Source organism: Sabulibacter ruber, from assembly GCF_017355955.1.
Classification (GTDB): Bacteria; Bacteroidota; Bacteroidia; order Cytophagales; family Hymenobacteraceae; genus Nibribacter; species Nibribacter ruber_A.
This window is the reverse complement of sequence record NZ_JAFFID010000002.1, coordinates 485,777-511,774: the sequence shown is the minus strand read 5'-3', so window position 1 is coordinate 511,774 and position 25,998 is coordinate 485,777. Positions and strand designations below refer to the sequence as shown.

The window sequence follows — 25,998 nt, the reverse complement described above, 5'->3', positions numbered from 1 at the left end:
TTTATGTGATTCTGACCGTTGCGGGGAAGCCTGTACTTAGAAGCCTCCGCGGAATTTGTAGGTTTGGGCTACTTTGTCAATGGCCACAATGTAGGCCGCAATGCGCATAGGTACGTTGAACTTCTGCGAGGTGGCGTACACCTTGTTAAAGGCCTCGGTCATGATCCGGTCAGAGCGCTCGGTGACCATGTCTAGGCTCCATTTGTAGCCTAAACGGTTCTGCACCCACTCAAAGTAAGACACAGTTACCCCACCGGAGTTGGCCAGGATATCTGGCACTACCATAATGCCCTTCTCATTGATGATGGTATCTGCGTTGGCCGATGTTGGTCCGTTGGCCCCTTCCACAATCAGTTTGGCTTGAATCAAATGCGCGTTATGGGCGGTGATCACATCCTCCACTGCGGCAGGCACCAACACGTCTACTTTAGAGGTCAGCAGTTCTTCATTGCTGATGGGCTCTGCGCCTAAGAAACCTTCCAGACGACCGTTGTGGGCATTTTTGTAGGCGATGGCTTCCTCAATGTTGATGCCGTTGTCGTTCCAGTAGGCACCGCTCACATCGCTCACGCCCAGGATCTTCACGCCACGCTCGGCCAGCAGTTTAGCCGCCCAGGAACCCACGTTCCCGAAGCCTTGCACCGCGGCCGTAGATTGGGTTGGGTCCATGCCTAATACTTCCATCGCCGCCATGGCGGAAACCATTACCCCGCGTCCGGTAGCTTCCACGCGGCCCAAAGAACCGCCCAGTACCAACGGTTTCCCTGTCACTACCGAGTTCACGGTCATACCTTTGGTTTTGGAATATTCGTCCATGAGCCAGGCCATCTCGCGTGGGCCGGTACCCATGTCCGGGGCCGGAATGTCCTGGTCTGGGCCGAAGGTGTCAATCAAAGCAACGGTATAGGCACGGGTAAGGCGCTCAATCTCACCGGCAGACATGGTGGAAGGATCGCAGACAATACCGCCTTTGGCTCCGCCGTACGGAATGTCTACTACGGCGCATTTCCAGGTCATCCAGGCAGCCAGGGCCTTCACCTCGTCCAGGAAAACACCTTTGTCATAGCGGATACCGCCTTTGGAAGGGCCTAATATGTTGGAGTGCACTACTCTAAAGCCTTCAAAAACCTTTACACGGCCATCGTCCATGGTAACGGGCAGGTTCACAATCACCTGCCGGGCCGGCGATTTCAGGACCTCATACGTTTCATCATCCAAACCCAACACTTCCGCCGCAATGTTGAAACGGGACATCATAGACTCAAAAGGATTTTCCTTGTCTTTGATAGGCGCCGGCTCTTTATAGGCCATTTTGCTTTGAATCACTGCCTTATATGCTGCCATAATTAGTAATTTAATAATTCAGAGGTAAAATATGGGCTCAAAATTACCAAATTCCTAAAACAAAACTAACGTTTGGCGTTTTTATCAGCAGAGATTTAGCGCATCAATTCCAGAAAGGCGACCAGAAATGGCACCACCAGGATGAGACTGTCAAAGCGGTCCAGAATGCCGCCGTGCCCCGGAATCAGGGTTCCGGAGTCTTTCACGCCCAGGCTGCGCTTGAGCATAGATTCTACCAGATCGCCCAGCACCCCGAAGATGGAGACCAGCACAGCCATTCCCAGCCAGCGCACCAGGTCCAGGTCTTCAAAATAACGGGAGAGCAACCAGGCCACGCCCAGAGACAGGAGCACGCCGCCAACCCAGCCCTCCCAGGTTTTGCCAGGCGAAATTCGGGGAAATAATTTGTTTTTCCCAAAGGTCCGGCCGGCCGCATAAGCCCCCGTATCAGAAGCCCAGATCAGAAACATAATACCCAGGATAATCTGCCAGCTGTATCTATCGGGCAGAAAAGCCAGCAGGTGCAGCAACGAGAACGGCACAGCAATGTACAGCACCCCCAACAGCGTAAGCCCAATGTTCACAAACGGCTGCTCTTTCTTGCGGTACATCTCAGCTACCAACGTGAGAAACACCACCGGCAGCAACAGAAACATCCATTTTGAGTCTAATTCTGCGAAACTACCCCAGAAAACCAGGCCGTACAGCGATACGCCCGCAAGCACCCCAAAGAACTCGTTCGGGAAGAAGCCTTTCTCTGACAGCAGGCGGTAAAACTCCAGCAGGCCCAGCACCGTGAGCACCAGGAAAAGCAGGAAAAAAGTCCACTGATTCCAATAGATAGCCCCTATAAAAACGGCTCCGCCAATCACGCCGGCCAGTACACGCAGTTGCAGGTTGCTTAATTCTTTCTTTTGATTCTCCATTTAATAGGGCATATACGGACGAAGGCGAAGGATGTAGCTACGCCGGTTTTCGGGCCGATTTCTGAATTTGAGGTTAAAAACGAGGTTCTGGTTGAGGGGAAATGGGCTGTTGCCGGAAGTTTCTGTACAAGCTGTACAGCAGCGCAGCCGTGATTACCAGGGAAATAACAGACAGCATCACGCCGGCCGGCTCGGTGGAGTCCACATCCATGGTCACCGCCTGCCGCTGGGCCAGGTACATCATCAGCACCATAAACCCGTTATTGATAAAGTGCCCGATGATAGGCACCAGAATATTCCCCGACCACCAGTACAGGTACCCGAACAGCACGCCCAGCATGATGCGCGGCACCACGCCGTAAAACTGCATATGAATCAACCCGAAGATGATCGCCGACACCCAGATAGCCAGGTGCGGATTACGCCACCAGCGCTGCAACTCCTGCTGAATCACGCCCCTGAAGACCAATTCCTCGCCCACGGCGGGCAATATGGCAAACACCAGCAAACCTAAGACCAGCTGCGGAATGGTGGTGATTTTGGTCAGTTCCAGGGTCAGTTCGCGCAGGGTGTCTTCTTTTTCGCGGGCCCAGCGTTCAAACCCCTCCATAAACGCCGGGAAATCCACGTTGGCGTTCCAATGCACCAGCCAGGAGGCCGCGGGCATAATCACCAACAAGAGCACGGCACTGCCCAAAAGCAAATGGAACGGCACGCTGCTGCGCGGCGAAAGGTAATCGGCCGGCCGGTGGGCATACACCCGTAGAAACATCAAAGACGAGATGGTGAATCCCGCCAGGTGCACCACGCCCTGGAACAACACCAGGGCACTGCGGCTCTCGGGGTAATCTTTGGGCCGGGCCAGCATATTGGCCGTCTCGGTTATGCCATAGCCCCAGATGGCCTTTACCAGCAGCATCGCCAGGAAATTCCCAATGAACATACCCGCCATCACAAACAAAGTAAACAGTAAAAGTGACTTAAAAGGGTGCAGCGAAGGCGAGATGAAACCTTTCATATAGGCGGTGTGGTTTTAATGAGGTAAATTTACGCGAAATATTTAAACTCAATCACGTGGTAAAAATCGGCAAGATAGAGCTTCCGGAGTTCCCGCTGCTGCTGGCCCCCATGGAAGACGTCAGCGATCCGCCTTTCCGGGCGGTCTGCAAGGCCAACGGCGCCGACTTAATGTATACGGAGTTCATCTCCTCTGAGGGGCTTATCCGCGATGCGGCCAAGAGCCGCCAGAAACTGGACATCTTTGATTACGAGCAACCCATCGGGATCCAGATTTTCGGGTCCGATATTGATTCCATGCGCGAATCGGCGGTGATCTCGGCGCAGGTAGGTCCAGATTTAATTGACATCAACTACGGCTGTCCGGTGAAGAACGTGGCCTGCAAAGGCGCCGGCGCGGCCCTGCTGCGCGATGTGCCCAAAATGGTGGCCATGACTTCGGCTATTGTGAAAGCGGTAGAGCCTTTCGGCTTGCCGGTGACGGTGAAAACCCGCCTGGGCTGGGACGATGCCACTAAAAACGTGGAGGAAGTAGCCGAGCGCTTGCAGGACATCGGGATTCAGGCTTTGACTATTCACGGCCGTACCCGCGTGCAGATGTACAAAGGCGAGGCCGATTGGACCCTGATCCAGAAAGTGAAAGAAAATCCGCGCATCCAGATCCCTATCTTCGGGAACGGCGACATTGACACGCCGCAGAAAGCCGTGGAGTACAAAAACAAATATGGCGTTGACGGGGTCATGATTGGTCGCGCCTCTATCGGTTACCCTTGGATTTTCCGGGAGGTGAAGCACTACATGCAAACCGGCGAACTGCTGGCACCGCCCACCATCCAGGAGCGCATTGACATGTGCAAAATGCACTTTGACAAGAGCCTGGAGTGGAAAGGTCTGCGCCTGGGCATTTTTGAGATGCGCCGTCATTACGCCAATTACTTCAGAGGTTTGCCTAACGTGAAAAGCTACCGCACGCGTTTGGTACAGACCGAAGACCCGGCCGAGATCTACGCCATCCTGGACGAGATCGCCAACTCCATGGAGTACGCCGAGGTGTAAAGCTCTTACATTATAATGAGAAGCGTTTCAGGACTGATTTATGGAAATCGGCGCTGAAACGCTTCTTTGTTTGCAGGGGCATCAGTCTTTGGCAGAGACACTCGTAGGACCTTCGGACACTACGAGGTCTTTTGAGTGAGCGGTGTTGTGGTGACTTTCAACAGTTCTTGGAAAAACCTCACAGGTTTTAAAAACCTGTGAGGTTTGATAAAGTAATACCGCCAGTTCTAAGACCTCGTAGCGTCCGAAGGTCCTACGAGTGTCTGCGCCAATACCTTTTCCAGCCTGTTTTCAGCAAAACGGCGTCAAAACGTCTGGCCAACCCTTATCTTTGCCTCTTCATTTTTCAAGCTCTTTCCGTGTCCACCACAACTACCCCACAGGCCTCGGCCACCACTTCCACGCCCGCGCTGGCGTGGGTCATCTTAGCGGGACTTTCCCTTATCTGGGGCACTTCTTTTATCCTTATCAAGAAAGGCCTGGCGGTCTTCTCCTCAGATGAGCTGGGCGCGGTCAGGATCACCATTGCCATGCTGGCCTTGCTGCCGTTCGCGCTGAAAGGACTAAAAGCACCTAAGCCGGGCCAGTGGAAGTTCCTGTTGGTAAGCGGCCTGATCGGCAACTTGATTCCGGCGTTCCTGTTCGCCTACGCCGAGACCAAGCTGGCGAGCGGTCTGGCCGGGGTATTGAATTCGTTGACGGCCTTGTTCACGCTTATTATTGGCGCCATTTTCTTTCAGCAGAAGATCACGTTGCTGCGGGTGCTAGGTATTTTGATTGGGATTGGCGGCACGGCCGTGTTGATTTTCTCGGGCAGCGCCCAGGAAACCTCCTCTAATTCTTTCTATGGCTTGTACGTGGTACTTGCTACCATTTTGTATGGCGGTAGTCTGAACATCATCAAACACTGCCTGGCGGGCATCAAGCCGCTGACCATGGCCAGTCTGGCCTTGCTGACGGTGGGGCCAATTGCGTTTGTCTACCTGTTTACTACCTCGTTTTTCGAAAAAATGGCTACTCAGCCGCAGGCCTGGGAAGCGTTGGGCTATATCACGCTGCTGGCGGTTTTCAGTACGGCCATTGGGTTGGTGTTTTACAACAAGCTCATCCACATGACCAATACGCTGTTTGCCAGCACCTCTACGTACCTCATGCCTATTGTGGCGTTGATCTGGGGCGTAGCCGATGGTGAGACCATCCACCTGATGCACTACGTGGGCATGGCCATTATCCTGGGTGGCGTATTGCTGGTGAACAGAGCGAAATAAAGGAAGAGATTATCTATCGGCGCGGCTTTTCAGGAGCCACGCCACCGCTTCCTGCTCAGCCATAAAAATGCCTAATTTGGTTTGCTCACTGAAGTTGTTCACAAAATCCAACCCATAGTTCGCTACTATGTGCGCGTAATGGCTGGGGGTCACCAGGTTAGCGAGGTAGTTGGTATGCTCCAACTCTGTTTCAATTAACGGGAAAAACGTCTGAAGCAACCAGGCTTCATCTTCCCCAGCTACCGGGCCCCTACTGCGTAGGTCAAACATCCAGTAAGCACCGCCTACCTCTTTGGCTAACTCCAGGGCCTGCATATACCCTTGGCGTAATTGTTCAGAATCGGGTTGGCGGAACCACCGAAGGAACAGGATTTCAAGATCCCTTCTGTACGTCAGTTGCAGGCTGCTTTCTATAATCTCTCTCTCAATCACGACCTCGGCTTATTAGAAATTGGCAGATAGCAGGCGCAATACGGGTATCTCCCTGCTTACATTTTAAGCAAGGTAAAAATTTTTGGCAAAAAGTTGCCGGTTTCTGTAACCTTTCTAATCAAAAACCGTACTTGCCCGGCAATCTTCGTATTTCTACTTTCCTAAGCCCTATTTTGCACAGCCAGTTTGCTGTGTTTATAGCTATACCCAAAGTAAATACCCAGGCCAATCAGGAGCCAAACGGTAAAGAGCAGCCAGTTGTTCACGCCTAACTGGGTCATCAGATAGAGGTTGGTCAGAAGCCCCAGAACCGGCAGCAATGACAAACTTTTTCTGAAAGAGGCAAACGCCAGCACCACGCAGGAAATCAGGAATACCAGCATGGGAATCTGGTGGCGGAATTCTTCATACCCGCCGTTACCGGCCACGGCAGACCAGAACTCATTCACGGCATCGCGGTTGTAGATCAGCACCAACACTCCGGCCACGGCAAGCAAAAGCGGCACCCACAGTTTTCCGTTCAGATAAGGCACTTTGAAGCGGGCATCGGAGGTGCCGTGCGGGTCAATGATGAGAATACCGCCGCATACCAACGCAAACGCGAAGAGGGTACCAATGCTGGTGAGGTCAATTACCAGATCCATGTTCAGCAGGAGCGCAGGCACGCCCACAAAGAAGCCCGTTACCAGGGTAGAGAAAGACGGAGTCCTGAAACGCGGGTGCACTTTAGAGAACACCGGGGGCAGCAAACCGTCGCGGGACATGGTCATCCAGATGCGGGGCTGCCCAATCTGGAACACCAGCAGCACCGAGGCCATGGCAAAGATGGCACTCACCGCCACTACACCGGCCAGCCAATCTACCCCAACCTTGGTGAACACGTACGCCAACGGATCACCTACCGCCAGTTCTTTGTAAGGCACCATTCCCGTAAGTACCAGCGTGATGAACACGTACAGAATGGTACAGATGATGAGCGCGTAAATCATGGCCCGGGGCAAATCACGCTGCGGGTTCTTACACTCCTCGGCGGTGGTACTGATGGCATCAAACCCGATGTACGCGAAGAATACCGCCGATACGCCTTTCAGCACCCCTCCAATTCCGTTAGGCGCAAACGGGCTCCAGTTGGCGGGCTCCACGTAGAATATTCCCACGGCAATCACCACCAACACCACTGCCATTTTCAGGAGCACCAGCAGGTTAGACGCGTTTTTAGACTCTTTTATCCCGATGTACACCAAAGCAGTGATCACGAAATTGATGAGGAAGGCAGGCAGGTCTACCACCAGTTTACCGCCCAGAAAATCGGGCGCGGCCACCCAGGCGTTATAGGCTTCCAGTTGGGCCGGATCTGCCGCCGAAAGTGGCTGCCCCGATTGCAGCAGCGCTTGCACGGCCTCATAGCCTTTGTGCGCGCTCTGCGTTCCCATGGTGAGCCAGATAGGTATATCCAGGCCCACGCCGCTCATAAGACCGGTGAAGTAATCACTCCAGGAGATGGCCACCACAATGTTCCCCACTGTGTACTCCATGATCAGCGCCCAGCCAATGATCCAGGCGGCTAGTTCCCCAAAAGAAGTATAGGCATAGGTGTACGCCGAGCCGCTCACCGGAATGGTAGCCGCAAACTGGGCATAGCACAACGCGGAGAACGCACACGCAATAGCCGTGAACACGAACAGCAAAGATACCGCCGGCCCTCCGTCATAACTCGCGTTCCCAATGGTGCTGAAGATACCGGCCCCAATAATGGCGGCAATCCCCAAAGAAGTTAAATCTCTGACGGTTAAGTTACGCTCCAACCCCTCGTGTACCGTTCCCACGTGGGACTCTACATCGGCGGGCGGGGTATGTAATATAGTACTTAGGCTCTTGCGGCGAAAAAGACTTTTTAGGCTCACTTGTTCTGATGGGTGTAAAAATTCAGGGTAAAAGTTAAGGAAAATATTCTGAACGCAGTGGTCTATACGTATATTTAGGGAAACCGCTCCCCTATGCCTGTCCGTCATCTCACCGTTTCCGTGCCCCAACCGTGCCAGGAAGATTGGCACAGCATGTCGCCTCAGTTTCAAGGCCGTTTCTGCCAAAACTGCCAGAAAACAGTGGTGGATTTCACTCAGATGACCGATGCCGAGGTGGTGAGTTGGCTTTCCCATCAGGAAGGTCGCACCTGCGGAAGATTTAGGCCAAATCAGTTGGGGAAAGAATTAACAGCAGCCACTTACAACCGCAAGCGCTGGACATTGCGAACCATAGCCTTGGGCCTATCTGCCTGGCTAAGCACCAAAAACGTTGAAGCAAAGCAAGTACCTACTTCTATTTCTAGTGCAGGCCAACAAGCCGCTTCTGAGAATCTGGGAAGGGAAACAAAAAAGCTTTCTGAAAAACCTGTTAGCCAAGTTATTTTAAAAGGCAAGGTGGTAGATGCACGAAGCAAGGAGACCTTGCCTGGAACAACCATTATGTTGAAAGGAACTTCTATCGGGGTTCCAGCTGACCGAAACGGTAACTTTGAATTATCTATTCCTGCTCACCTAGTGAATAAGAAGCAGAAAGTCACTTTCGCCTTTATTGGGTATGAGATGAAAGAAGTAAAGCTTTCTAAATTACTTAAACAGGAGAAATCAGAGATAGTCATGACTTTAGACACTTCAGTTTTAGGGGGTATAGCTATTCAGGTTAACAAACCATTACCTGAACCTGGATTCTTTCAGAAGGTAAAGCAACTGTTCTCCTAATCTGTTTTTGCGTCACTTTAAGAAACAAGCCATGCCAACTCACCGCCTCACCGTCTCCATACCACAGCCTTGCCACGAAGACTGGAGCAGGATGCTTCCACAAGAGAAAGGCCGTTTTTGCCAGAACTGCCAGAAAACGGTAGTGGATTTTACGAAGATGACTGATGCAGAGGTGGTGAATTGGATCTACAAACAGAAAGGCAACACCTGTGGGCGTTTCCGGGAGAACCAGTTAGGCAGAGAGTTAATAACCGTGACTTTGCCACAGAGAAAACGGGCATGGCGGGCTGCTTTAATGGGGATTTTGGCTTGGCTAAGCTCCAAAACCGCAGAAGCACAGACTTTAAACACACAAACTCCTGCACAGGAGCGTGTGCAGGCCTCACCTTCTATAATCCCCAATTCTGCCGTACCCTCATCTTCTATTTTCAGAGGGATATTTGTGGATTCTTCCAGCCTAGAACCCATGCCCGGTGTCAACGTGCGGCTCGCGGGAACTTCCATAGCAAAAGTTAGTGGCGTTCACGGAGAATCTGAAATTGTGCTTCCGGAGGGAACAGCCAAAGAAAACCTATCGCTCGTCGTCTCTTTTATTGGCTACATGACAGAGACTATTCCTCTGAAAGAATTAAACTCCCAAGTTTCCAATAAAATCAGACTGCGGCCAGATCGTGCCTCCCTGAAAGAAGTTGTAGTAGTGGCAGGGAATGTACAATTGGTGAGGAACCCTCCGGTTCAGCAAAACAAACCGCAGTCTAACTTCTTGCAGCGGCTAAAGGAAAAACTCTTTTAGATTTTATTCCCGGCCTTTATTCCAGAAATCAGCCTCAAAACAGGATATATGTTCAGAAACCGCATCTCTGTCTCCATACCACAGCCTTGCCTTGAAGACTGGGCTTCCATGACGCCTCTCATTCAAGGAAGATTCTGCCAGAACTGCCAGAAAACGGTGACTGACTTCACGGCCATGTCTGATGCGGAGGTGATGGCGTGGCTGACGAAACATTCTGGAAATGGCTGCGGAAGGTTCCGTGAAGATCAACTGGAACGGGAATTCAGGCCCAAAGCTGGTTCCAGAAAGAAATGGACTTTACCGGCCCTGATTCTGGGTTTAGCAACATGGATATCCGCTCGGCCAACTGCTGCCCAGCAAATTCAACAACTTAGCACAGAAATAGAACTCCTACCGACAACCAGGCATCCTCTTTCTCCCTCTGCTCCTGTTCAGGACAGCACCTCTATGAGTGGGAATATCCTGGCAGGTGGGAAATCAGCACTTGTAACTATTAGGCTGAACGACACCGTGGAGACGAAGGCAGATGCTCTAGGCAATTTCCGTCTGCCGTTCTCTAGCACAATGCCGCTGGAGAACCAATGGATGGTAATCTCCGCGGTTGGCTATCAAACTCAACGGCTCCGTCTTTCAGACTTTGAAAACCTACAGGCAATAAGGATTGCGCTGCTGCCAGAGAAGGCTATTCACAATGAATTTCAAGGAGTATTGGGCGGCATTTCTGTCATCGGAGTCCCAGCAAGAGACACTAGCTTTTCCAAAAACGTGTTCTACCGAATAGAGGATTTCTTCCGCTAGCGCGTTTCCCAGCTTCTTTCTCTAAACCATGCCCAAAACACCCTATCGGTTCAACACAACCCTAAACGTAGTTCCTTTCCCCACTTCAGACCACCGCACGTACAGGCGGCCCTGGTGGTAGTTCTCAATGATCCGGCGGGCAAGCGCCAGGCCAAGGCCCCACCCCCGCTTCTTGGTAGTGTAACCGGGCAGGAACACCTCTTCCTGCCTCGTCTTAGGAATCCCTTTGCCGGTATCCTGGATATCCAGGGCAATGGCGCCCTTGGTGTTGGATTTTACCAACCGCAACGTAATGCTGCCCTTGCCCTCCATAGCGTCTACGGCGTTTTTGCAGATGTTTTCAATTACCCACTCAAATAGGGGCACGTTCACTTTGGCCGTAGTCTCGGGCGGAAACTCAGATTCCACGCAGATAGACACTTTGCTGGAGACGCGGTTGCGCAGGTAGGCAATGGCATTCTCCACCACTTTCAACAGCGGCTCGTCTTTGAGCACCGGCACTGAGCCTATGTTGGAGAACCGCTCCGTGATAATCTCCAGCCGCCGCACATCTTTGCCCAGTTCCTCCACAATGGGCTCGTTCTCAAATTTAGGGCTGCTTTTCAGGTACTCAAACCAGGCCATGAGCGAAGACAGCGGCGTGCCCAGTTGGTGCGCGGTTTCCTTGGCCAGACCCACCCACACGCGGTTCTGCTCGGCTTTGCGCGAGTAACTGAAGGCGTAATAGGCAATGACTGAGAGGCAGGCAATGACCGTGAGCTGCACGTACGGGTAGTAGCGCAACTGGGTGAGCAACTCAGAATCTTTATAGAAAATGTAGTTCTTGAACTCCTGTTGGTAAGACACCACAATGGGCTTGTGCTGCGCCTTCATCTTGGCTATTTCGCGTTGCAAAAGCCTTTTTTTGCGGTTTTCGGAAATCTTTTCGGGGATATCAAGGTTCTTATAAGCGATGACATTCTCTTTTTCATCGGTCTGAATAACCGGCACCGTGCGGTTGGCGTCAATGATCTCTTCTTGGATAAACACCAGGTTGTCTGAGTCAATCTCAGCATTGATCATGTAGCGCAAACCCTTGGCGTAGAGATCAATCAGCTGCTGTTCACGCTCAGAAAGCCTGACTACCAATAGGTTAGAATAGATAACGGTAGCCGCTCCAATGGCAAGGGCAAACGCAATGATCAGGAGCTTGAGCCGTGATCTTTTAGAATAAATGGAGGTTGGAATCATGTACAAGGCAACGCTAGAGAGAGTACGTCCGTCTTGGGTTTGAGTTCTTTGTTAACGAAGATAGCACAAGAAGCGTCTGTCTTCTGTAATTTGGAATGAGTACAAATAACAGAAAGATAAAAAAGATATTCATTTTTAAAAGATAGCGCAGTAATTTTGCATGCTATTTCAAAACTGCCGTATGCTTCACAATTTTAGAGCCGTCAGTCTTTCACATAAAAAAGCTCCCTTAGACATAAGAGAGCTTATCGCCTTGGATGAGGGGTCGTGCCGACAGTTCCTGCAAACGCTCAAAAATTTCATTCAGGCAACTGACATATTAGTTCTTTCCACGTGCAACCGCACCGAGGTGTATTACACTTCTGACGCTGACTACAGCCACGAGATCGTGAAGCTGTTGGGCATCAGCAAGGGTATTCAGAATATTTCCCAATACCTGGACTACTTCACCATTGTCAACGAGCACAAAGATGCCGTGCAGCACCTGTTCAACGTGGCCATGGGCCTTGATGCGCAGGTGGTAGGTGACATGCAGATCTCTAACCAGGTAAAACAAGCTTACCAGTGGAGTGTAGACAACGAGGCCGCCGGACCGTTCCTGCACCGCCTGCTGCACACCATCTTCTTCACCAACAAGCGCGTAGTACAGGAGACCTCGTTCAGAGACGGAGCCGCTTCTACTTCTTACGCCGCCCTGGAGTTGGTAGAGAGCCTTACCGCTGACATCGCCAACCCTAAGATCTTGGTAGTTGGCTTAGGTGAGATTGGCGCCGATGTGTGCCGCCACCTGCAAGACTCAGACTTCACCAACGTAAAAATATCTAACCGCACCCAAGCCAAGGCCCAGATCCTGGCCGATGAGTGTGGTCTTCAGGTATTACCGTTTGAGGATCTGGTGGAAGGCATGAAAGAGGCCGATGTGATCATCTCCTCAATTGCCCGCGATGAGCCGTTCTTCACCAAGGAAATGGTAAGCCGCCTGAACGTTCTTTCTTACAAGTTCTTCATTGACCTGAGCGTACCGCGCAGCGTAGAGCCTGAGGTTGAGCAGATTCCGGGTGTGTTGGTGTACAACATTGACACCATCCAGAGCAAAGCCTCTGAGGCCCTGCAACGCCGTCTGGATGCTGTGCCGCACGTGAAACAGATCATCAGCGAGTCTATTGCCGGGTTTGAAGACTGGAGCAAAGAGATGAACGTGTCTCCTACCATCCAGAAACTGAAGAACGCGCTGGAGTCTATCCGTCAGGAGGAGATGGCCCGTTACATGAAGAAGCTTTCCGCCGAGGAAGCCAAGCACATGGACGAGATCACCAAATCCATGATGCAGAAGATCATCAAATTGCCGGTACTGCAACTCAAAGCCGCCTGCAAACGCGGCGAGGCCGAAACCCTCATTGACGTGCTTACTGATCTGTTTGACCTGGAGAAACAGCACGCAGAGAACCACGGCTAATTAGCCTTTGTTATTTCCCTTATACAAAGCGGGACATTCTTTACAGAGTGTCCCGCTTTCGTTTATATTGGCGGCATGAAAAAGCTGCTCCTCTCCCTCACTGCCGCGCTGGTAAGCGTCTACGGTTTCGCTCAGGTGAAATGGTCTCCCTCGCCCCAATACCAGCAAGGTCTGCCCGCCTCCGTGAAAGTGTTCACCACGGCAGATTCGCTGGATGGCAAACCGTTCAAAGCCTACTACCTGGAAGCCGATCTGAAAGACCCCAAACTGGAAATCCTGACACGCGTGGGCAACGGCAAGCGCTACACGCCGCAGCAATACTATGCACAGGAGTCCGGCAACGTGCTGGCCGTAGTGAACACCACGTTCTTCTCCTTCGCCGACAACAGCAACCTGAACCTGGTCATCAATGACGGGAAAGTGCTGGCACCGCAAGCCTCGGTAAGGCGCAAAAACCCCAAAGGCACCGATACCCTCACGTTTTATCCTACCACCGGCGCCATCGGGTTCTTCCGCAACCGCACCGCCGATGTGGCCTGGGCCTATAACGTGGGCAAAAAGAAAAAGACCGTGGAACTGGCCGCACCCTATGACTCTGACCTGAATGGCCAACCGGCACCTGAACCCTCCAAGCGCACCGTAAAAGAGATCAAGCGTTGGAAACCGCAGACAGCCGTGGGTGGCGGCCCGGTATTGGTGCAGAACGGCAAAGTCCGCATCACCGCTGAGGAAGAGATGCGCGGCGGCGCCAGTTTCCGGGGTCCGCACCCGCGTACCGTTATGGGTTATACGCCGGACAATAAGCTCATCATCTTAATGGTGGAAGGCCGCAACAAAGGCATTGCCGAGGGCGCCAGCTTAGACCAATTGGCGAAGCTCATGGTAGACCTGGGCTGCCAGGAAGCTCTGAACTTAGATGGCGGCGGCTCCAGCGCCCTGTATGTGAAAGGCAAAGACACCATCAAACCCTCAGATAAAGAAGGGCAGCGGCCCGTGCCTGCCGTGCTGGTGTTGAAGTATAAAGAGTAAGCGACAACCTGAACTGTGTTTTTGGCCTGTTTTAGAAGAAACACGCCAGAAACACAGCTTAGAGTTCCTGCTTAAAACCTCATGTCAAAGCGGCCTTCCCGCACCTCCACCTTCTCGCCCGCCGAGTTCACCGCATCGAACCAGAACGTGCCCGCTACAATCCTCTTCTGGTGGTCCAGCTTGGTGATGCGCAGCTCGCCCGTGAGCGGGTAGGATACGCTGTGCCACTCTAGCCCCGCTGGAGCTTTTCTGAAGTAATCTCCGAATGCCCTTCCTTCGATATAGGGGGTCGTCAGGGGGTACACTCCTCCTTCCATGATCTCTAGGGCGTAGGTACCTAACGTTACCACCGGCTTGTCTGGACTCTCCAAATCCGAGGCAGAGACCTTGAAAAACCAGCCTTTCACGGGATTGTAGGACTGGAATACGTACATGTTATAGCACTCGTAGGATTTATCACCAAAAAAACTGCCCCCCTTAGGCACATGTACCTTTCCGTTCACCAAACAACCAAAGGTGTTCAGTCCTTGCCGCGTAGCCGCGGGAAGGCGTGGCCCGTCATCATCATCGTCATCAGAGCAGGAAATGGTTAGAGCAAGTAGCAGACATACGCTTGCCAAAAAGCGCATGAAACCGAATTTGTTACGGAAGCAATCCATAGAATGACAGGCTGTACATCTGAGATATAATATTGGATAGGAATATGTAGTAAAAGATAAGAAACTCTTTACTGGAATAATCCTCCCCCAATAAAAAAACCTCTGCCGTGCAGAGGTTTCCTTCTCCAGATGGAGTTTATAGCCATTCGCTTTCTCTGGTGTTCTTCAGAAAAAATAAAACCGTTTCTGGCCTACTTTCTAGAAAACAGGCTGGAAACGGTTCCTGGGATTACTTACTTGATGGGGGAGAACTACGCGAACAGGAGCGCTACAGGTTAAAGGTCACCGCAACACTCCTCTAAGCAGTCAATCACATCAATCAGCTTGGGAATAGAAAGGGAATAGTAGATTTTGGTGCCTACTTTAAAAGACGAGAGCACCCCCTTGTCTTTCAGCGTGATCAAATGCTGTGAGGCAATTGCCTGGGGTAAATCCAGGTAATTATAAATCTCCGTCACAGTCATCTTGTCTTCCTTACCCAGGAGATCCACGATGGCCAGCCTTTTTGGGTGCGCCAATACCTTCAGCATAGACGCCGCCTTATCTATCTTCTTTGATTCCACTCTGGATAATAAACTTTTCATAAGGAACACTAAAACCTGTACTACATAATGCGCAAACGCGCCCATTAAACCCGCCCGGCAGTCCGTTTTGCTTACTACCTGAACATTACGTTACTTTAACGCATGGCGACTTACCATGTTATAGGTATCATGTCCGGCACTTCGTTAGACGGAGTTGACTTGGCTTATTGCAGATTTACGTATAATGATCACAATTGGATATATAAAATACTTAATACTGAAACAGTTCCATATTCAAATATTTGGGAGCAACGTTTAGCAGGCCTCACAGAGGTAAGCGCCGCCGAAATAATTGCCACTGATAGAGCGTACGGACACTATTTGGGCGAGTTGGTAAAAGCCTTCATAGAACAAAATAATTTGCAGGTAGATTTCATTGCCTCGCACGGCCACACGGTTTTTCACCAGCCGCAATTGCACATTACGTTTCAGGTAGGCAGCGGTGCATACCTGGCCGCCGCCGCCGCCCGGCCTGTGGTCTGCGACTTCCGCACCCTAGACATCGCCCTGGGCGGACAAGGCGCTCCCCTGGTACCCATCGGGGACCGATTGCTGTTCTCTGAGTATGATTTCTGCCTGAACCTGGGCGGCATCTCCAACATCTCGCAGGAAGGCCAGGACCGCAGGGTAGCCTTTGACATTTCCTGCTGCAACATGCTGCTGAACCCTTTGGCCGAGCAACTGGGCCAACCTTTTGACAGGAATGGAGAGTTCGCCCGCTCCGGCCAGTTCAACCAGGGCTTGTTTGACAAACTGAACGAGCCCAGTTATTTCGCGGCTCCTTTTCCCAAATCCATTGGAAAAGAGTGGGCCGATACCTACAGCCTGAAAGCAATCAAAGACTCTAAGCTTCCGGTACAGGACAAACTGCACACCGCCTGTCACCACATTGCCTGGCAGATTGCCCAATCGGTCAAACAGCACTCTTCCGTAGCCCAGGGCAAACTGCTGCTTACCGGCGGCGGCGCTTTCAACTCTTTCCTGGTAGAGCAGATCAGATATTATCTGGGACCAGACTTTGACGTGGTGGTGCCGGAGCCCGAGTTGGTAAACTTCAAAGAAGCCCTCATTTTCGCGTTTCTGGGCGTACTCCGCTGGCGGCAAGAACCTAACTGCCTCCGCAGCGTCACCGGCGCCCAACACGATAACTGCGGCGGCGCCATCTACTGGAACTAGCATTTCAGGGCTGTTTCCTGTAAAAGAGGCCTGAAATTGATAGTCTATTGAGGACACAACTTCTTTCCTGATGTAGAAGGCACGAGCGGGACGCTCGCGCCAGCGGATCAGCAATCGTGTCTTTGAGGCTCTCGCCTCAGGGCAGTTGCAAACTGCCATCATGGTAGGTCCAAGTCACAGACTTGAACCATGGAAAGGAAATGCGTGCAGGAGACAAGGCAGTGCCTTGTCTCTACGAGAATACGAGGCCCAATAGCATTACTGCTTCTGCTGCTTTTCCCCGATTCCAGTCTTTCGGGCGAGCGCCTTAGCAGGTTCCGGTGCCGCAGGCATTGCGACCGAAAGGGAGCAAAGGAAGCTGGTACAGCGCGAGCGCGGAAGACGGGGCCCCGCGGCCGTGAGCGCACATAGCCAGCTATGCAAAGAGCCGCTCATAAATCCATAGACAAACCGTCCCTACGCTAGCGAAAGCAGAATTCCACAACTGAACTCGGCAAGAATTCCTGAAAACAACCCTTCCCTATATCAACTAACAACCGTTAACCCCTACCTTTGCGGCACAAAAAGCAAAACACACTTCCCGCTATGAAAGACCTATTGGCCAAATTTGAGAACAAGCGTCCTGAGATTGTTTTTGAGTGGAAAGATTCTGAAACCGAGGCCGAGGGCTGGGTGGTCATCAACTCGTTGCGGGGTGGAGCGGCCGGCGGCGGAACCCGTATGCGCAAAGGCCTGGACAAACGCGAGGTGGAGTCCCTGGCCAAGACCATGGAAGTGAAGTTCACGGTATCTGGCCCGGCCATTGGCGGCGCAAAATCCGGGATCAACTTTGACCCGGCAGATCCGCGCAAACAGGGCGTGCTGGAGCGCTGGTACCGGGTGGTGTACCCGCTGCTGAAGAATTACTACGGCACCGGCGGCGATTTGAACGTGGACGAAATCCACGAGGTAATTCCCATCACCGAGGAATACGGCCTGTGGCACCCGCAGGAAGGCATTGTGAACGGCTACTACCGTGCTACCGAGCCACAGAAAATAAACAAACTGGGCCAACTGCGCCAAGGCGTGAGCAAGGTGCTGGAAGACGCGCATTACTCCCCTTCCCTCGCCCGCAAATACACCGTGGCCGATATGATCACGGGGTACGGCGTGGCCAAAGCCGTCAGCCATTACTATGAATTGTGGGGCGGTGAATTGACCGGCAAACGGGCCATCATCCAGGGTTGGGGCAACGTAGGCGCGGCGGCGGCTTTCTACCTGGCGGCGGAAGGCGTGAAAATTGTAGGCATCATTGACCGCGTGGGAGGCCTGATCAAGGAAGAAGGCTTCTCGTTTGAGGATATCTCCACGCTTTTCCTCAACCGCGTGGGCAACACGTTGCACGCCGATGAGCTGCTGTCCTTTGAAGAAGTGAACAACCGTATCTGGGACCTGAACTCTGAAATATTCATCCCGGCGGCGGCATCAAGGTTGGTGACCCGCGACCAGGTGGAACGCATGTGCCAGCACGGACTGGAAGTGATCTCCTGCGGGGCCAACGTTCCGTTCCAGGACCCGGAGATTTTCTTTGGGGCTACCGGCGAGTTCGCCGACCAACAAGTATCGGTGATTCCGGACTTCGTGGCCAACTGCGGCATGGCCCGCGTGTTTGCCTACCTCATGGAGCAGGACGTGGAGATCACCGATGAAGCCATCTTCTCTGATATTTCCCGCACCATCCGCCAGGCTTTGGAGAGAGCGCATGAGCGTCATCCGCAGAAAACCGAGATTGCCAAGACCAGTTTTGAAATAGCCTTGAGCCAACTGCTGTAGGCTGTTCAGAAATAAAGAAGCCTTTCTGTTTCTGCTGTGGTTTCCAGAAATCACGGCAGAAACAGAAAGGCTTTGTATTTAGAAGGAAACAGGCAGATATGCTTCTTTTATATCTTCTTGAACCCAACGGCCAGCAACTTGGTTACATCCTCCTCGGCCACTTTCACCTTGAATACCCTCCCCGATGGGCAATTACAGGCGGTACAAACAACGCCGCTGCTTTCTTGGTTAGGAGTAGAAGTAATGTCTGCTACGGTATAACCCTGTTTTTCCACGTACTCTTTCACGCACACCCGCTCATCGGGGTTCTTGTTGCAGTATCCCCACGGGTCGGCGCATTGGGTGTCTGTGTAGGCCAGCCACTGGCCGGTGGCAAAGGCGTCATCGCCCTCGCCTACCTGGCTCTCGGGTATCTGGCAGGCGGAGAATTGAAGAAGTAGTCCTAAAGCAAAAATCTGGAATAAAATTTTTCGTTTCATAGTTTTGCTATTCGTTTCCCTGATGACCCTTGCCGCCCTCCATTGGTTGCAAGCCGACTAAACTTTTCAGATGCAAGATCAACTCTCCCAGATTCTTAAACTCGTTTTCATGGGCAATACCATACAGCAGTACCTCATTTTTGTGGGCGTTATGCTGTGCGGCTTCCTGTTCAAGACAGTCGTTTCCAAGCTCTTTTCTGAGATTCTGTTCAAAATCATCATCAAGCGCATCAATGACGAGGTTACCAAAGAGGAGTTCAAGCGCCTGCTGGTGACGCCGCTGGAAGTGCTCTCTTTTCTGGTGTTCCTTTACTTTGCGTTTGACCAGTTAAACTATCCGCCGGAACTGGGCCTGCCCACCAAAGACGAACTGGGGCTCAAACGCATTCTGCAGCGCATCTACAGCATTTTTCTCATCTGCTCGCTCACCTGGGTTACCATGCGTTTGGTGGATTTCTTCGGGATGATGTTCTCCAAACGCGCCGCCCGTACGCTCTCAAAGCTGGATGACCAACTGGTGCCGTTCTTCGTGGATTTCTCCAAAGTGATCATCGTGATCATTGGGTTCTTCGTGATTCTGGGCACGGTGTTCAAGGTGAACGTGGCCGGGTTGGTAGCCGGTCTGGGAGTGGGTGGTCTGGCTATCGCGTTTGCGGCCAAGGAAAGCCTGGAGAACCTGCTGGCCTCCTTCACCATTTTCCTGGACCATCCGTTTGTGGTAGGCGACCTGGTGCAGGTAGGCGAGATCACGGGTACCATTGAGAAGATTGGTTTCCGGAGCACGCGCATCAGAACGCTGGAGAAAAGCTACGTGACGCTGCCCAATAAAAGCATGATTGACAAACCGTTGGATAACCTCACGCTGCGCACCTTCCGGCGGGTGAAATTTGATCTCTCACTCACCTACCATACCACCTCAGAGCAGCTCAAAGCCATTGTAGCCGATATTCAGCAGCTCATTGACGAGTACCCGCGCACAAACCAGGATGGCCGTGTACGGTTCTTCCACCTGGGTCCGCACTCAAAAGACATTATGGTACTGTATTTCATTGACACCCTGGACTATGACCAGTACATTGACGTGAAAGAGGAAATCAACTACCAGATTGTGGAGATTGTGGAAAAACACGGCGCGGAGTTCGCCTTCCCAACGCAGACCGTGTACATGAAACAGGAAGTGTAGGAGATTTGAAGATGGTCTGAATGTAGGGGCAATCCCTTTTGGTTGCCTTTGCGCGTTGCACCTGAATTTTGGTCGTTGGTGATAACACCACTAACGATAGGCTAAGGAGTGGCAGTGCCAGTTTCCCCTGTAGTACCACCTCGTTACAGTGTAACGAGGCTACATTTTAGTTATGTAGCGACGTTACACTGTAACGTCGTACGCATTGCTACTTCACTAGATGGCTTTAGTATTATCACCAACAATGGCAAAATAAAGATCTCTGTTTCAGTGCCGATTTTGGGAAATCGGCACTGAAACAGAGATCTGCTTTTATCTGGAAACCAGCTTACCAGCCGGTGCCGCCTCTTCGGCCACCGCCCAGGATGCCGCCCAGCAAGCCGCCTAAGCCACCTGAGCCAAAACCGCCCCCGTAGCTGCTTCGGCCTCCCAGCCCTCCCAGGATAGAGGCCATGGAGCCCAAACCGCCCATGCGGCCTCCGCCGTACATGCCGCCCCGGCCCATCATTCCGCCACCCATGGCACCGCCCAGAACGCCACCCAGCAAGCCGCCGAGTCCGCCGCCCATGCCCATGCCACCGCCCATCATTCCTCCGCCCATCATGCCGCCCCGGCGTTTGTTCATCATGCTGCTGATCACAATGGGTGCCAGTACGCCCAGCATACCGGTGACCATACCGGGTGAAATGCCCGAGTTCTTAAACATATCCCCGAAACCGCTCTTGCTCATGAAAGATTGCGAGGTGGGGTCTTCGCCTTGCTGTTGCGCCTGGTTGGCCTTGTCTACAAACTGATCCAGGATGCTGAACTGCTTCTGGTCTATGCCCAGGTACTTGCTTACTTCGGCAATGCGCTGCTGTTCCTCCTGCGAGTATTGGCCGTCTGCCTTCGCAAAGCTGATGATATCGGTAATGAACGAGAAGCGCAGCTGGCTGCCTTTAAGCACATCCAGGCACCGTTGCAGGCTAATCTGCGAAGGATTTTTGGCAATGGAAACTACTTCCTGCTGCAGGTTGACGGGTAATTCGGCGGCTTCGCCTATCAATTGTAAAAACTCAAGTTCCTCTTCAGACACATGCCCATCTGCCGAGGCAATGGTAGCCAGAGCCCCCAAATAGGCGCCCTTTTCTTGATCTGAGTACTCTTTTAACAGAGTGGTGGGTTGTTCAGTCATAGCTTCATTGTGTTGGTTTAGAATTACACAAACGACTTGGCTAAAAACGAGTTGGCGTTTAAGGCCAGTTTTTGGTAAAACAACCCTGAAACGCCAACGCTCCTGAACGAACAGTCTACTGCTTTACCGCCGCGATGATGCGGCGGAAGAACTCGTCTCCGTTGGTCTGATGCCAACGCCATACCACTACTATGTCGTGCTCGGGATCAACCCAGATGGTGTTAGAACCGGCTCCCAAAGCCGCAAAACTGGTGGCCGGGGCACTGGGCCATTGCTTTTTCTGGGTATTCAGCCACCACAGGTAGCCATAGTCGGGCCCATGTGGACCGGGCGTGGTGGCTTGCTGCACCCATTTCTCTGAAATGATCTGCTTGTTTTTCCAGCGACCTTTGCGCAGGAACAGGTAACCGAAACGGGCCTCATCGCGGGTATTGATCCAGAGGCCGCCGCCCCACCGGGTACCGCCGCTCACGCTGGGTAACTGCTTGCCGTCTACGTCTACATAGGAATTCTTGTAGGGCAGGTACTGCCAGGTATCAGAAGCGCCAATGGGGTTCATGATGTGTTCTTTGAGCACCTCGGGCAATGGTTTTTTCCACAATCTCAGCAAAGAGAGCGAAAAACGGTTGATGCGCACATCATTGTACTCATAGAACGTGCCGGGCTCTTTAAATTCGCGGGGTTTGCGCTCGCCGCTGCCAAACTCCTCTTTGCCCACAAAGGTGTGCGTCTTCCCGAAGAGCTTTCCCTCCCACTCACTGGTCTGCTGGGCATGGTGGTGCCAGGTCACTTTGCGGTTGTGTTCTGAGTCATAGCCGCCGTCTTTGATGTATTGGCCCACCGGATCATGGATGTCTTTGATCATGCCTTTGTCCAGCGTGAGGCCCAGAATGGTAGACAGGAAGCTCTTGGCGATGCTGTAGGTAGGATCAGCGCGTTTGGTATCGCCCCACTCCGCCACAATGTAGCCGTTCTTCAGGATGATGCCGTTGGTGCCTGCCCGGTCCTTGGGAATAGGACCCAACAGCTTCCCGAAAACCTCTTCCTGGTTGGAGAAATCCCGCGGCCATTTGGTCTCCTGTGTCTGGGCGTATTCCACGGCTTGCGCCAGCAACTGCGGGTCCATGCCCACTTCCTCGGGGTTCTTGCGCTGCCAGTCATCGCCGGAGCCGGGGTAGTAGACTTTAACGTCTGATTTTTCTGCCGTGGAAGACCCCGATGGTGTAGAGTGGCAGGCCACCAGGCCGAGGAACACAAACGGAAGCCACTGGCGGAAGTACTTTTTCATGAAGTAGCGTGTGATGTCTGCTTTGAACTTAGTTTCGGGAAAATACATCAAAAACAGGTGAGTTCACTTCCTTTAGCGCTATAAATCAACCTGAGGGGAAAGTCAAAGCCCTTATTTCTTGTTTTCATTTCTCAGTCCTGCTTCATCTTTCTGCTTTTAAGCTGTATCTCCCGGTATCTTAAGCGTTGGGCTCTGAAAATTCATTATTATGACTGTTCCTTCCTTTTGCTAGTATCTTGCAGTAAATAAAGCTTTTGGCGTCCATGCTGGAACTTCCTTCAACACTGCCTGTAAAATTTTATCTACTTTTTTTGGGCCAGTATTTGGTGATTAAAATTCTACCTGCCATATTTGCATCATCAAAACGGAGACAGCAGGTCTTCTACCGATTTGGGATGTTAGCTCAGCTGGTTCAGAGCATCTGCCTTACAAGCAGAGGGTCGCTGGTTCGAATCCAGCACGTCCCACACAGGAAAGCCTCTCCTTCTAGAGAGGTTTTTTTATGAAGAGATTACCCTTGAAGACAACAGGTCTTCTACCATTTAGGGGATGTTAGCTCAGCTGGTTCAGAGCATCTGCCTTACAAGCAGAGGGTCGCTGGTTCGAATCCAGCACGTCCCACTCCTAAAAAGCCCTTACAAGGAAACTTGTAAGGGCTTTTTTTATTTGCAAACAATTTGCAAACATCCTGTTTCTTTCCTTTTCAGCTAAGTCACCTTCAGGCTTAAAAGTAGTTGTAAACAAATCTGCAGCCACCCCTCCTAAAGATCAATCGGGCATAAGTGAGAATGCGCAAGAGGTGCAAACCTGTGATTAGCTGCAATGTAATTTCCCTGATTTTGTATCCATTGAGGAATCACCAAGCGCTTTTAGCTTACAAGCTTATCTGGTCCCCTCCTTCTGCTATCTGCCAATCTCCCCAAAAGCAAGTGTTCTGCACCGGTAACTAAGCCCTTGATACCTTAAGCCATCTGCCTCCTTTCTTAGCAACACCTATCCCAGTAATAGGAACTTCTATAGAATCATTCTAAATAACTTTGGTTTCTAGAAAGTATCTAGTAATATTGAGCTACAATTTAGATTTAGTCTAATTAACAAGTCAGAGACTTGTCTAGATACATGAGCAAACTATCTACCTGGCATTATATCAAGTATACTATTCCCTTTAAGCCGGGATTCTACTTCTTTTTTCTGTTACTTCTTGTTTGTCCTAAAGTTGGGCAGGCACAAAATACAGGATCAGTCTCTGGGAGGGTGACAGATGCGGGAAACAAGGCAATAGAATTTGCCAACGTTTCTATCAGGGGCACCGAAGCCGCTGCGCAAACCAAGGCAGACGGATCTTTCTTTCTTTCTGCTCCGGCAGGCGATTATGAGCTGGTGGTCTCGTTTGTGGGTTATTCCACCAAAACAGCCCGAATACAGATCATAGCCGGACGCACTAACAACCTGGGCGCAATTGCCTTATCCGGTAGCCTGAACATGGATGAGGTTTTGGTCACCGGCAAGACGCAGAACACCGCTATCAAAGAAGAAGGCTTCAACGTGACCGTGCTGGATGCCAGGAAGCTGTACAGCACCTCCGCCGATCTGAACCAGGCCCTGAACAGAACCACCGGCATTCGGGTGCGTGAAGATGGCGGCGTGGGCTCCAACTTCAGCTTTTCTTTGAACGGGTTCACCGGAAGACAGGTCAAAATTTTCCTGGACGGCATTCCTATGGATAATTTCGGCTCCTCCTTAACGCTTAACAACCTGCCGGTGACCATGGCCGAACGGGTGGAGGTCTACAAAGGAGTTCTCCCGATCCATTTGGGAGCAGATGCACTAGGCGGGGCCGTGAACATTGTCACACGCGCCAACCCCAACTTCTTAGACGTTTCCTATGGCGTTGGCTCGTTCAACACCCACAAGGCCTCTGTGAACGGTGCCTTTACCAATCCTACGAATGGGCTTACGTTCCGGGCAAACGCGTTCTACAATTACTCAGACAACAACTACAAGGTAGAGGTAAACCCCATTGATCTATCTTCAGGGCAAAAGGCGGAAAAGTCGGTAGAAGTAGAGCGTTTCCATGATGCCTACAAATCAGGTACCCTCCAGTTAGAAGCGGGGGTTACCGGTAAGCAGTACGCTGACCTCCTCTTGGTTGGACTGATTGCTTCTGGAAACGATAAAGAAATCCAGACAGGCGTGACCATGGAACAGGTATTTGGCGCCAGAACCTCCCGTTCCTCTTCGGTGATTCCTACGGTAAAGTACAAGAAAGCAAACCTTTCTGTAGAAGGATTGGACCTGAGCCTGTACAGCGCCTATAACATGACGCAGAACAGGTTTGTGGACACTACTCGCCTTAGATACAACTGGTATCAGGAGACCGTAACCACAAGTGCCGCTGAGTTAAATAGAACCCAATTAAAGAACAAAGACAATGAAGGTTTAGTGACGGCTAACCTCAGCTACGCGATCAATCCGGTTCATTCTCTTTCCTTTAACTATGTGATGTCAGATTTCGGGCGAAAATCAAGTGACGTTGAGGATCCTGAAAACGTGACGTTCCAGTATCCCCAAGCCCTGAACAAACAGGTAATGGGGCTTGCCTGGCAAGTGAACAAGAAACGGTTTAACGCTACGGCATTCTCAAAGCTCTACCTCCTGAATGCCAGTTCATTCCAGCAAGTTTTAGACGGAACTGGTACCGGCAGCTACCAGGCAATACAGACCAAGACGAGTAATATAGGATATGGCGCAGCTGTGGCCGGCTTTCTTTTGCCTCAACTACAGCTAAAGGCTTCTTACGAGCACACCTATCGTTTACCCGAAGCCATTGAGCTCTTAGGGGATGGCTTGTTTGTCCGGAGGAACTCTGCCTTGAAGCCTGAGAACAGTGATAATGTAAACGTGGGAGCTATTTATTCCTTTAAGCTCCGCACAGACCACCACTTCGCGGTGGAAGCAAGCTACCTCTATCGGAATTCCCGCGATTACATCCGCCTGGACCAGCAGCAAACCCAGCCTATCGACCGGCAATACATCAACGTTGGAGATGTCATCACCAACGGAGTGGAAAGTGACTTCAGGTACTCCTGGAAGAACAAGTTACAGGTCGGTTTGAACCTTACCTACCAGAACATTATAGACAGACAGGAATTCTACATTAGTGAGAATTTCATGGGTACTAAGACTGAAAGGAATTGGGGATATAATTACCGCATCCCCAATACGCCCTATTTGTTCGGGAATGCAGAAGCAGGATACTCCTTCACCAACCTTGGAACAAAGGACAATGTGCTTACCCTCAATTACAGTCTCAACTATGTGGAGGAGTATTACCTGACACCGCATCACCTAGGGTTTAATAACGATGATGTAATTCCGCGCCAGGCTGCCCATAACGCCATGGTCAACTACACGCTGCAAAATGGCAAATATGGTTTATCACTGGAGTGCAGAAACCTAACCGATAGTAAGCTCTTTGACAATTACCTGCTTCAGAAACCCGGCCGGTCCTTCTTTTTAAGAGCCAGATACTTTATCAACAAGTAAAATCACC

22 protein-coding genes and 2 tRNA genes are annotated in these 25,998 nt (G+C 51.5%); 13 read left to right on the top strand and 11 right to left on the bottom strand.

The window, feature by feature from the left end; genetic code table 11:
- Positions 1 to 36: 36 nt before the first annotated feature.
- From JT719_RS13545 to JT719_RS13535, 3 genes are all read right to left on the bottom strand, one after another.
- Positions 37 to 1,311, bottom strand: coding sequence for a Glu/Leu/Phe/Val family dehydrogenase (locus JT719_RS13545; protein ID WP_207434307.1), 1,275 nt, complete (start codon positions 1,309 to 1,311; stop codon positions 37 to 39).
- 128 nt (positions 1,312 to 1,439) lie between these two features.
- Positions 1,440 to 2,270, bottom strand: coding sequence for a phosphatidate cytidylyltransferase (locus JT719_RS13540; protein ID WP_207433867.1), 831 nt, complete (start codon positions 2,268 to 2,270; stop codon positions 1,440 to 1,442).
- 73 nt (positions 2,271 to 2,343) lie between these two features.
- Positions 2,344 to 3,288, bottom strand: coding sequence for a CPBP family intramembrane glutamic endopeptidase (locus JT719_RS13535; RefSeq protein ID WP_207433866.1), 945 nt, complete (start codon positions 3,286 to 3,288; stop codon positions 2,344 to 2,346).
- Positions 3,289 to 3,344: 56 nt separating this feature from the next.
- On the opposite strand from JT719_RS13535, the gene dusB reads away from it, so the two are divergent.
- The gene (dusB, locus tag JT719_RS13530) at positions 3,345 to 4,343 is read left to right on the top strand and encodes a tRNA dihydrouridine synthase DusB (RefSeq protein ID WP_207433865.1); all 999 of its coding nucleotides are present in this window, start codon (positions 3,345 to 3,347) and stop codon (positions 4,341 to 4,343) included.
- A 359-nt stretch (positions 4,344 to 4,702) separates the two neighbouring features.
- Positions 4,703 to 5,611 carry a DMT family transporter gene (locus tag JT719_RS13525; RefSeq protein WP_341350764.1) on the top strand — a complete coding sequence of 303 codons (909 nt, stop codon included), beginning with the start codon at positions 4,703 to 4,705 and terminating at the stop codon, positions 5,609 to 5,611.
- Between the two features lie 9 nt (positions 5,612 to 5,620).
- Here the strand turns inward: JT719_RS13525 and JT719_RS13520 are convergent, their stop codons facing one another.
- Both JT719_RS13520 and JT719_RS13515 read right to left on the bottom strand, forming a co-directional pair.
- Positions 5,621 to 6,043 carry a hypothetical protein gene (locus tag JT719_RS13520; RefSeq protein ID WP_207433864.1) on the bottom strand — a complete coding sequence of 141 codons (423 nt, stop codon included), beginning with the start codon at positions 6,041 to 6,043 and terminating at the stop codon, positions 5,621 to 5,623.
- 161 nt (positions 6,044 to 6,204) lie between these two features.
- Positions 6,205 to 7,947 (bottom strand): amino acid permease, encoded by a 1,743-nt coding sequence (locus JT719_RS13515; protein WP_207433863.1) that lies wholly within the window; start codon positions 7,945 to 7,947, stop codon positions 6,205 to 6,207.
- 93 nt (positions 7,948 to 8,040) lie between these two features.
- Between JT719_RS13515 and JT719_RS13510 the strand changes: the two genes are divergently transcribed.
- The 3 genes from JT719_RS13510 (at position 8,041) to JT719_RS13500 (ending at position 10,375) form a co-directional block, all read left to right on the top strand.
- Complete coding sequence (locus JT719_RS13510) at positions 8,041 to 8,784, top strand: carboxypeptidase-like regulatory domain-containing protein (RefSeq protein ID WP_207433862.1); 744 nt, start codon at positions 8,041 to 8,043, stop codon at positions 8,782 to 8,784.
- 142 nt (positions 8,785 to 8,926) lie between these two features.
- Positions 8,927 to 9,577, top strand: a complete 651-nt coding sequence (locus JT719_RS25245) for a carboxypeptidase-like regulatory domain-containing protein (protein WP_207433861.1) — start codon at positions 8,927 to 8,929, stop codon at positions 9,575 to 9,577.
- Between the two features lie 108 nt (positions 9,578 to 9,685).
- Positions 9,686 to 10,375 carry a peptidase associated/transthyretin-like domain-containing protein gene (locus tag JT719_RS13500; protein WP_207433860.1) on the top strand — a complete coding sequence of 230 codons (690 nt, stop codon included), beginning with the start codon at positions 9,686 to 9,688 and terminating at the stop codon, positions 10,373 to 10,375.
- Positions 10,376 to 10,417: 42 nt separating this feature from the next.
- Here the strand turns inward: JT719_RS13500 and JT719_RS13495 are convergent, their stop codons facing one another.
- Positions 10,418 to 11,605, bottom strand: a complete 1,188-nt coding sequence (locus JT719_RS13495) for a sensor histidine kinase (RefSeq protein WP_207433859.1) — start codon at positions 11,603 to 11,605, stop codon at positions 10,418 to 10,420.
- Between the two features lie 181 nt (positions 11,606 to 11,786).
- Here JT719_RS13495 and hemA point away from each other — a divergent pair, with 181 nt between their 5' ends.
- Positions 11,787 to 13,061 carry a glutamyl-tRNA reductase gene (hemA, locus tag JT719_RS13490; protein ID WP_207433858.1) on the top strand — a complete coding sequence of 425 codons (1,275 nt, stop codon included), beginning with the start codon at positions 11,787 to 11,789 and terminating at the stop codon, positions 13,059 to 13,061.
- Between the two features lie 75 nt (positions 13,062 to 13,136).
- A complete protein-coding gene (locus tag JT719_RS13485; protein WP_207433857.1) occupies positions 13,137 to 14,090 on the top strand; it encodes a phosphodiester glycosidase family protein in 954 nt (317 codons plus the stop codon).
- 71 nt (positions 14,091 to 14,161) lie between these two features.
- On the opposite strand, the gene JT719_RS13480 is transcribed toward JT719_RS13485, so the two are convergent.
- Together JT719_RS13480 and JT719_RS13475 are read right to left on the bottom strand one after the other, a co-directional pair.
- Positions 14,162 to 14,719 carry a Riean_0653 family protein gene (locus tag JT719_RS13480; RefSeq protein ID WP_207433856.1) on the bottom strand — a complete coding sequence of 186 codons (558 nt, stop codon included), beginning with the start codon at positions 14,717 to 14,719 and terminating at the stop codon, positions 14,162 to 14,164.
- Positions 14,720 to 15,024: 305 nt separating this feature from the next.
- The gene (locus JT719_RS13475) at positions 15,025 to 15,333 is read right to left on the bottom strand and encodes an ArsR/SmtB family transcription factor (protein ID WP_048921996.1); all 309 of its coding nucleotides are present in this window, start codon (positions 15,331 to 15,333) and stop codon (positions 15,025 to 15,027) included.
- A gap of 102 nt (positions 15,334 to 15,435) precedes the next feature.
- Here JT719_RS13475 and JT719_RS13470 point away from each other — a divergent pair, with 102 nt between their 5' ends.
- Together JT719_RS13470 and JT719_RS13465 are read left to right on the top strand one after the other, a co-directional pair.
- Positions 15,436 to 16,509: an anhydro-N-acetylmuramic acid kinase gene (locus JT719_RS13470; protein WP_207433855.1), complete on the top strand. Its 1,074-nt coding sequence runs from the start codon at positions 15,436 to 15,438 to the stop codon at positions 16,507 to 16,509.
- Between the two features lie 585 nt (positions 16,510 to 17,094).
- On the top strand, positions 17,095 to 18,321 hold the full coding sequence (locus JT719_RS13465; protein WP_207433854.1) for a Glu/Leu/Phe/Val dehydrogenase dimerization domain-containing protein: 1,227 nt from the start codon (positions 17,095 to 17,097) through the stop codon (positions 18,319 to 18,321).
- Between the two features lie 107 nt (positions 18,322 to 18,428).
- Here the strand turns inward: JT719_RS13465 and JT719_RS13460 are convergent, their stop codons facing one another.
- Positions 18,429 to 18,800: a hypothetical protein gene (locus JT719_RS13460; protein ID WP_207433853.1), complete on the bottom strand. Its 372-nt coding sequence runs from the start codon at positions 18,798 to 18,800 to the stop codon at positions 18,429 to 18,431.
- Positions 18,801 to 18,909: 109 nt separating this feature from the next.
- Between JT719_RS13460 and JT719_RS13455 the strand changes: the two genes are divergently transcribed.
- Complete coding sequence (locus JT719_RS13455; RefSeq protein WP_207433852.1) at positions 18,910 to 19,983, top strand: mechanosensitive ion channel family protein; 1,074 nt, start codon at positions 18,910 to 18,912, stop codon at positions 19,981 to 19,983.
- A 328-nt stretch (positions 19,984 to 20,311) separates the two neighbouring features.
- Here the strand turns inward: JT719_RS13455 and JT719_RS25430 are convergent, their stop codons facing one another.
- Positions 20,312 to 21,157, bottom strand: a complete 846-nt coding sequence (locus JT719_RS25430; RefSeq protein WP_207433851.1) for a tellurite resistance TerB family protein — start codon at positions 21,155 to 21,157, stop codon at positions 20,312 to 20,314.
- Between the two features lie 115 nt (positions 21,158 to 21,272).
- A complete protein-coding gene (locus JT719_RS13445; protein WP_207433850.1) occupies positions 21,273 to 22,445 on the bottom strand; it encodes a serine hydrolase domain-containing protein in 1,173 nt (390 codons plus the stop codon).
- Positions 22,446 to 22,837: 392 nt separating this feature from the next.
- Here JT719_RS13445 and JT719_RS13440 point away from each other — a divergent pair.
- The 3 genes from JT719_RS13440 to JT719_RS13430 all read left to right on the top strand — a co-directional run bounded on the left by JT719_RS13440 (position 22,838) and on the right by JT719_RS13430 (position 25,991).
- Positions 22,838 to 22,912, top strand: a tRNA-Val gene (locus JT719_RS13440).
- 79 nt (positions 22,913 to 22,991) lie between these two features.
- A tRNA-Val gene (locus tag JT719_RS13435) sits at positions 22,992 to 23,066 on the top strand.
- A gap of 498 nt (positions 23,067 to 23,564) precedes the next feature.
- Complete coding sequence (locus tag JT719_RS13430) at positions 23,565 to 25,991, top strand: TonB-dependent receptor (RefSeq protein ID WP_242693242.1); 2,427 nt, start codon at positions 23,565 to 23,567, stop codon at positions 25,989 to 25,991.
- Positions 25,992 to 25,998: the final 7 nt, after the last annotated feature.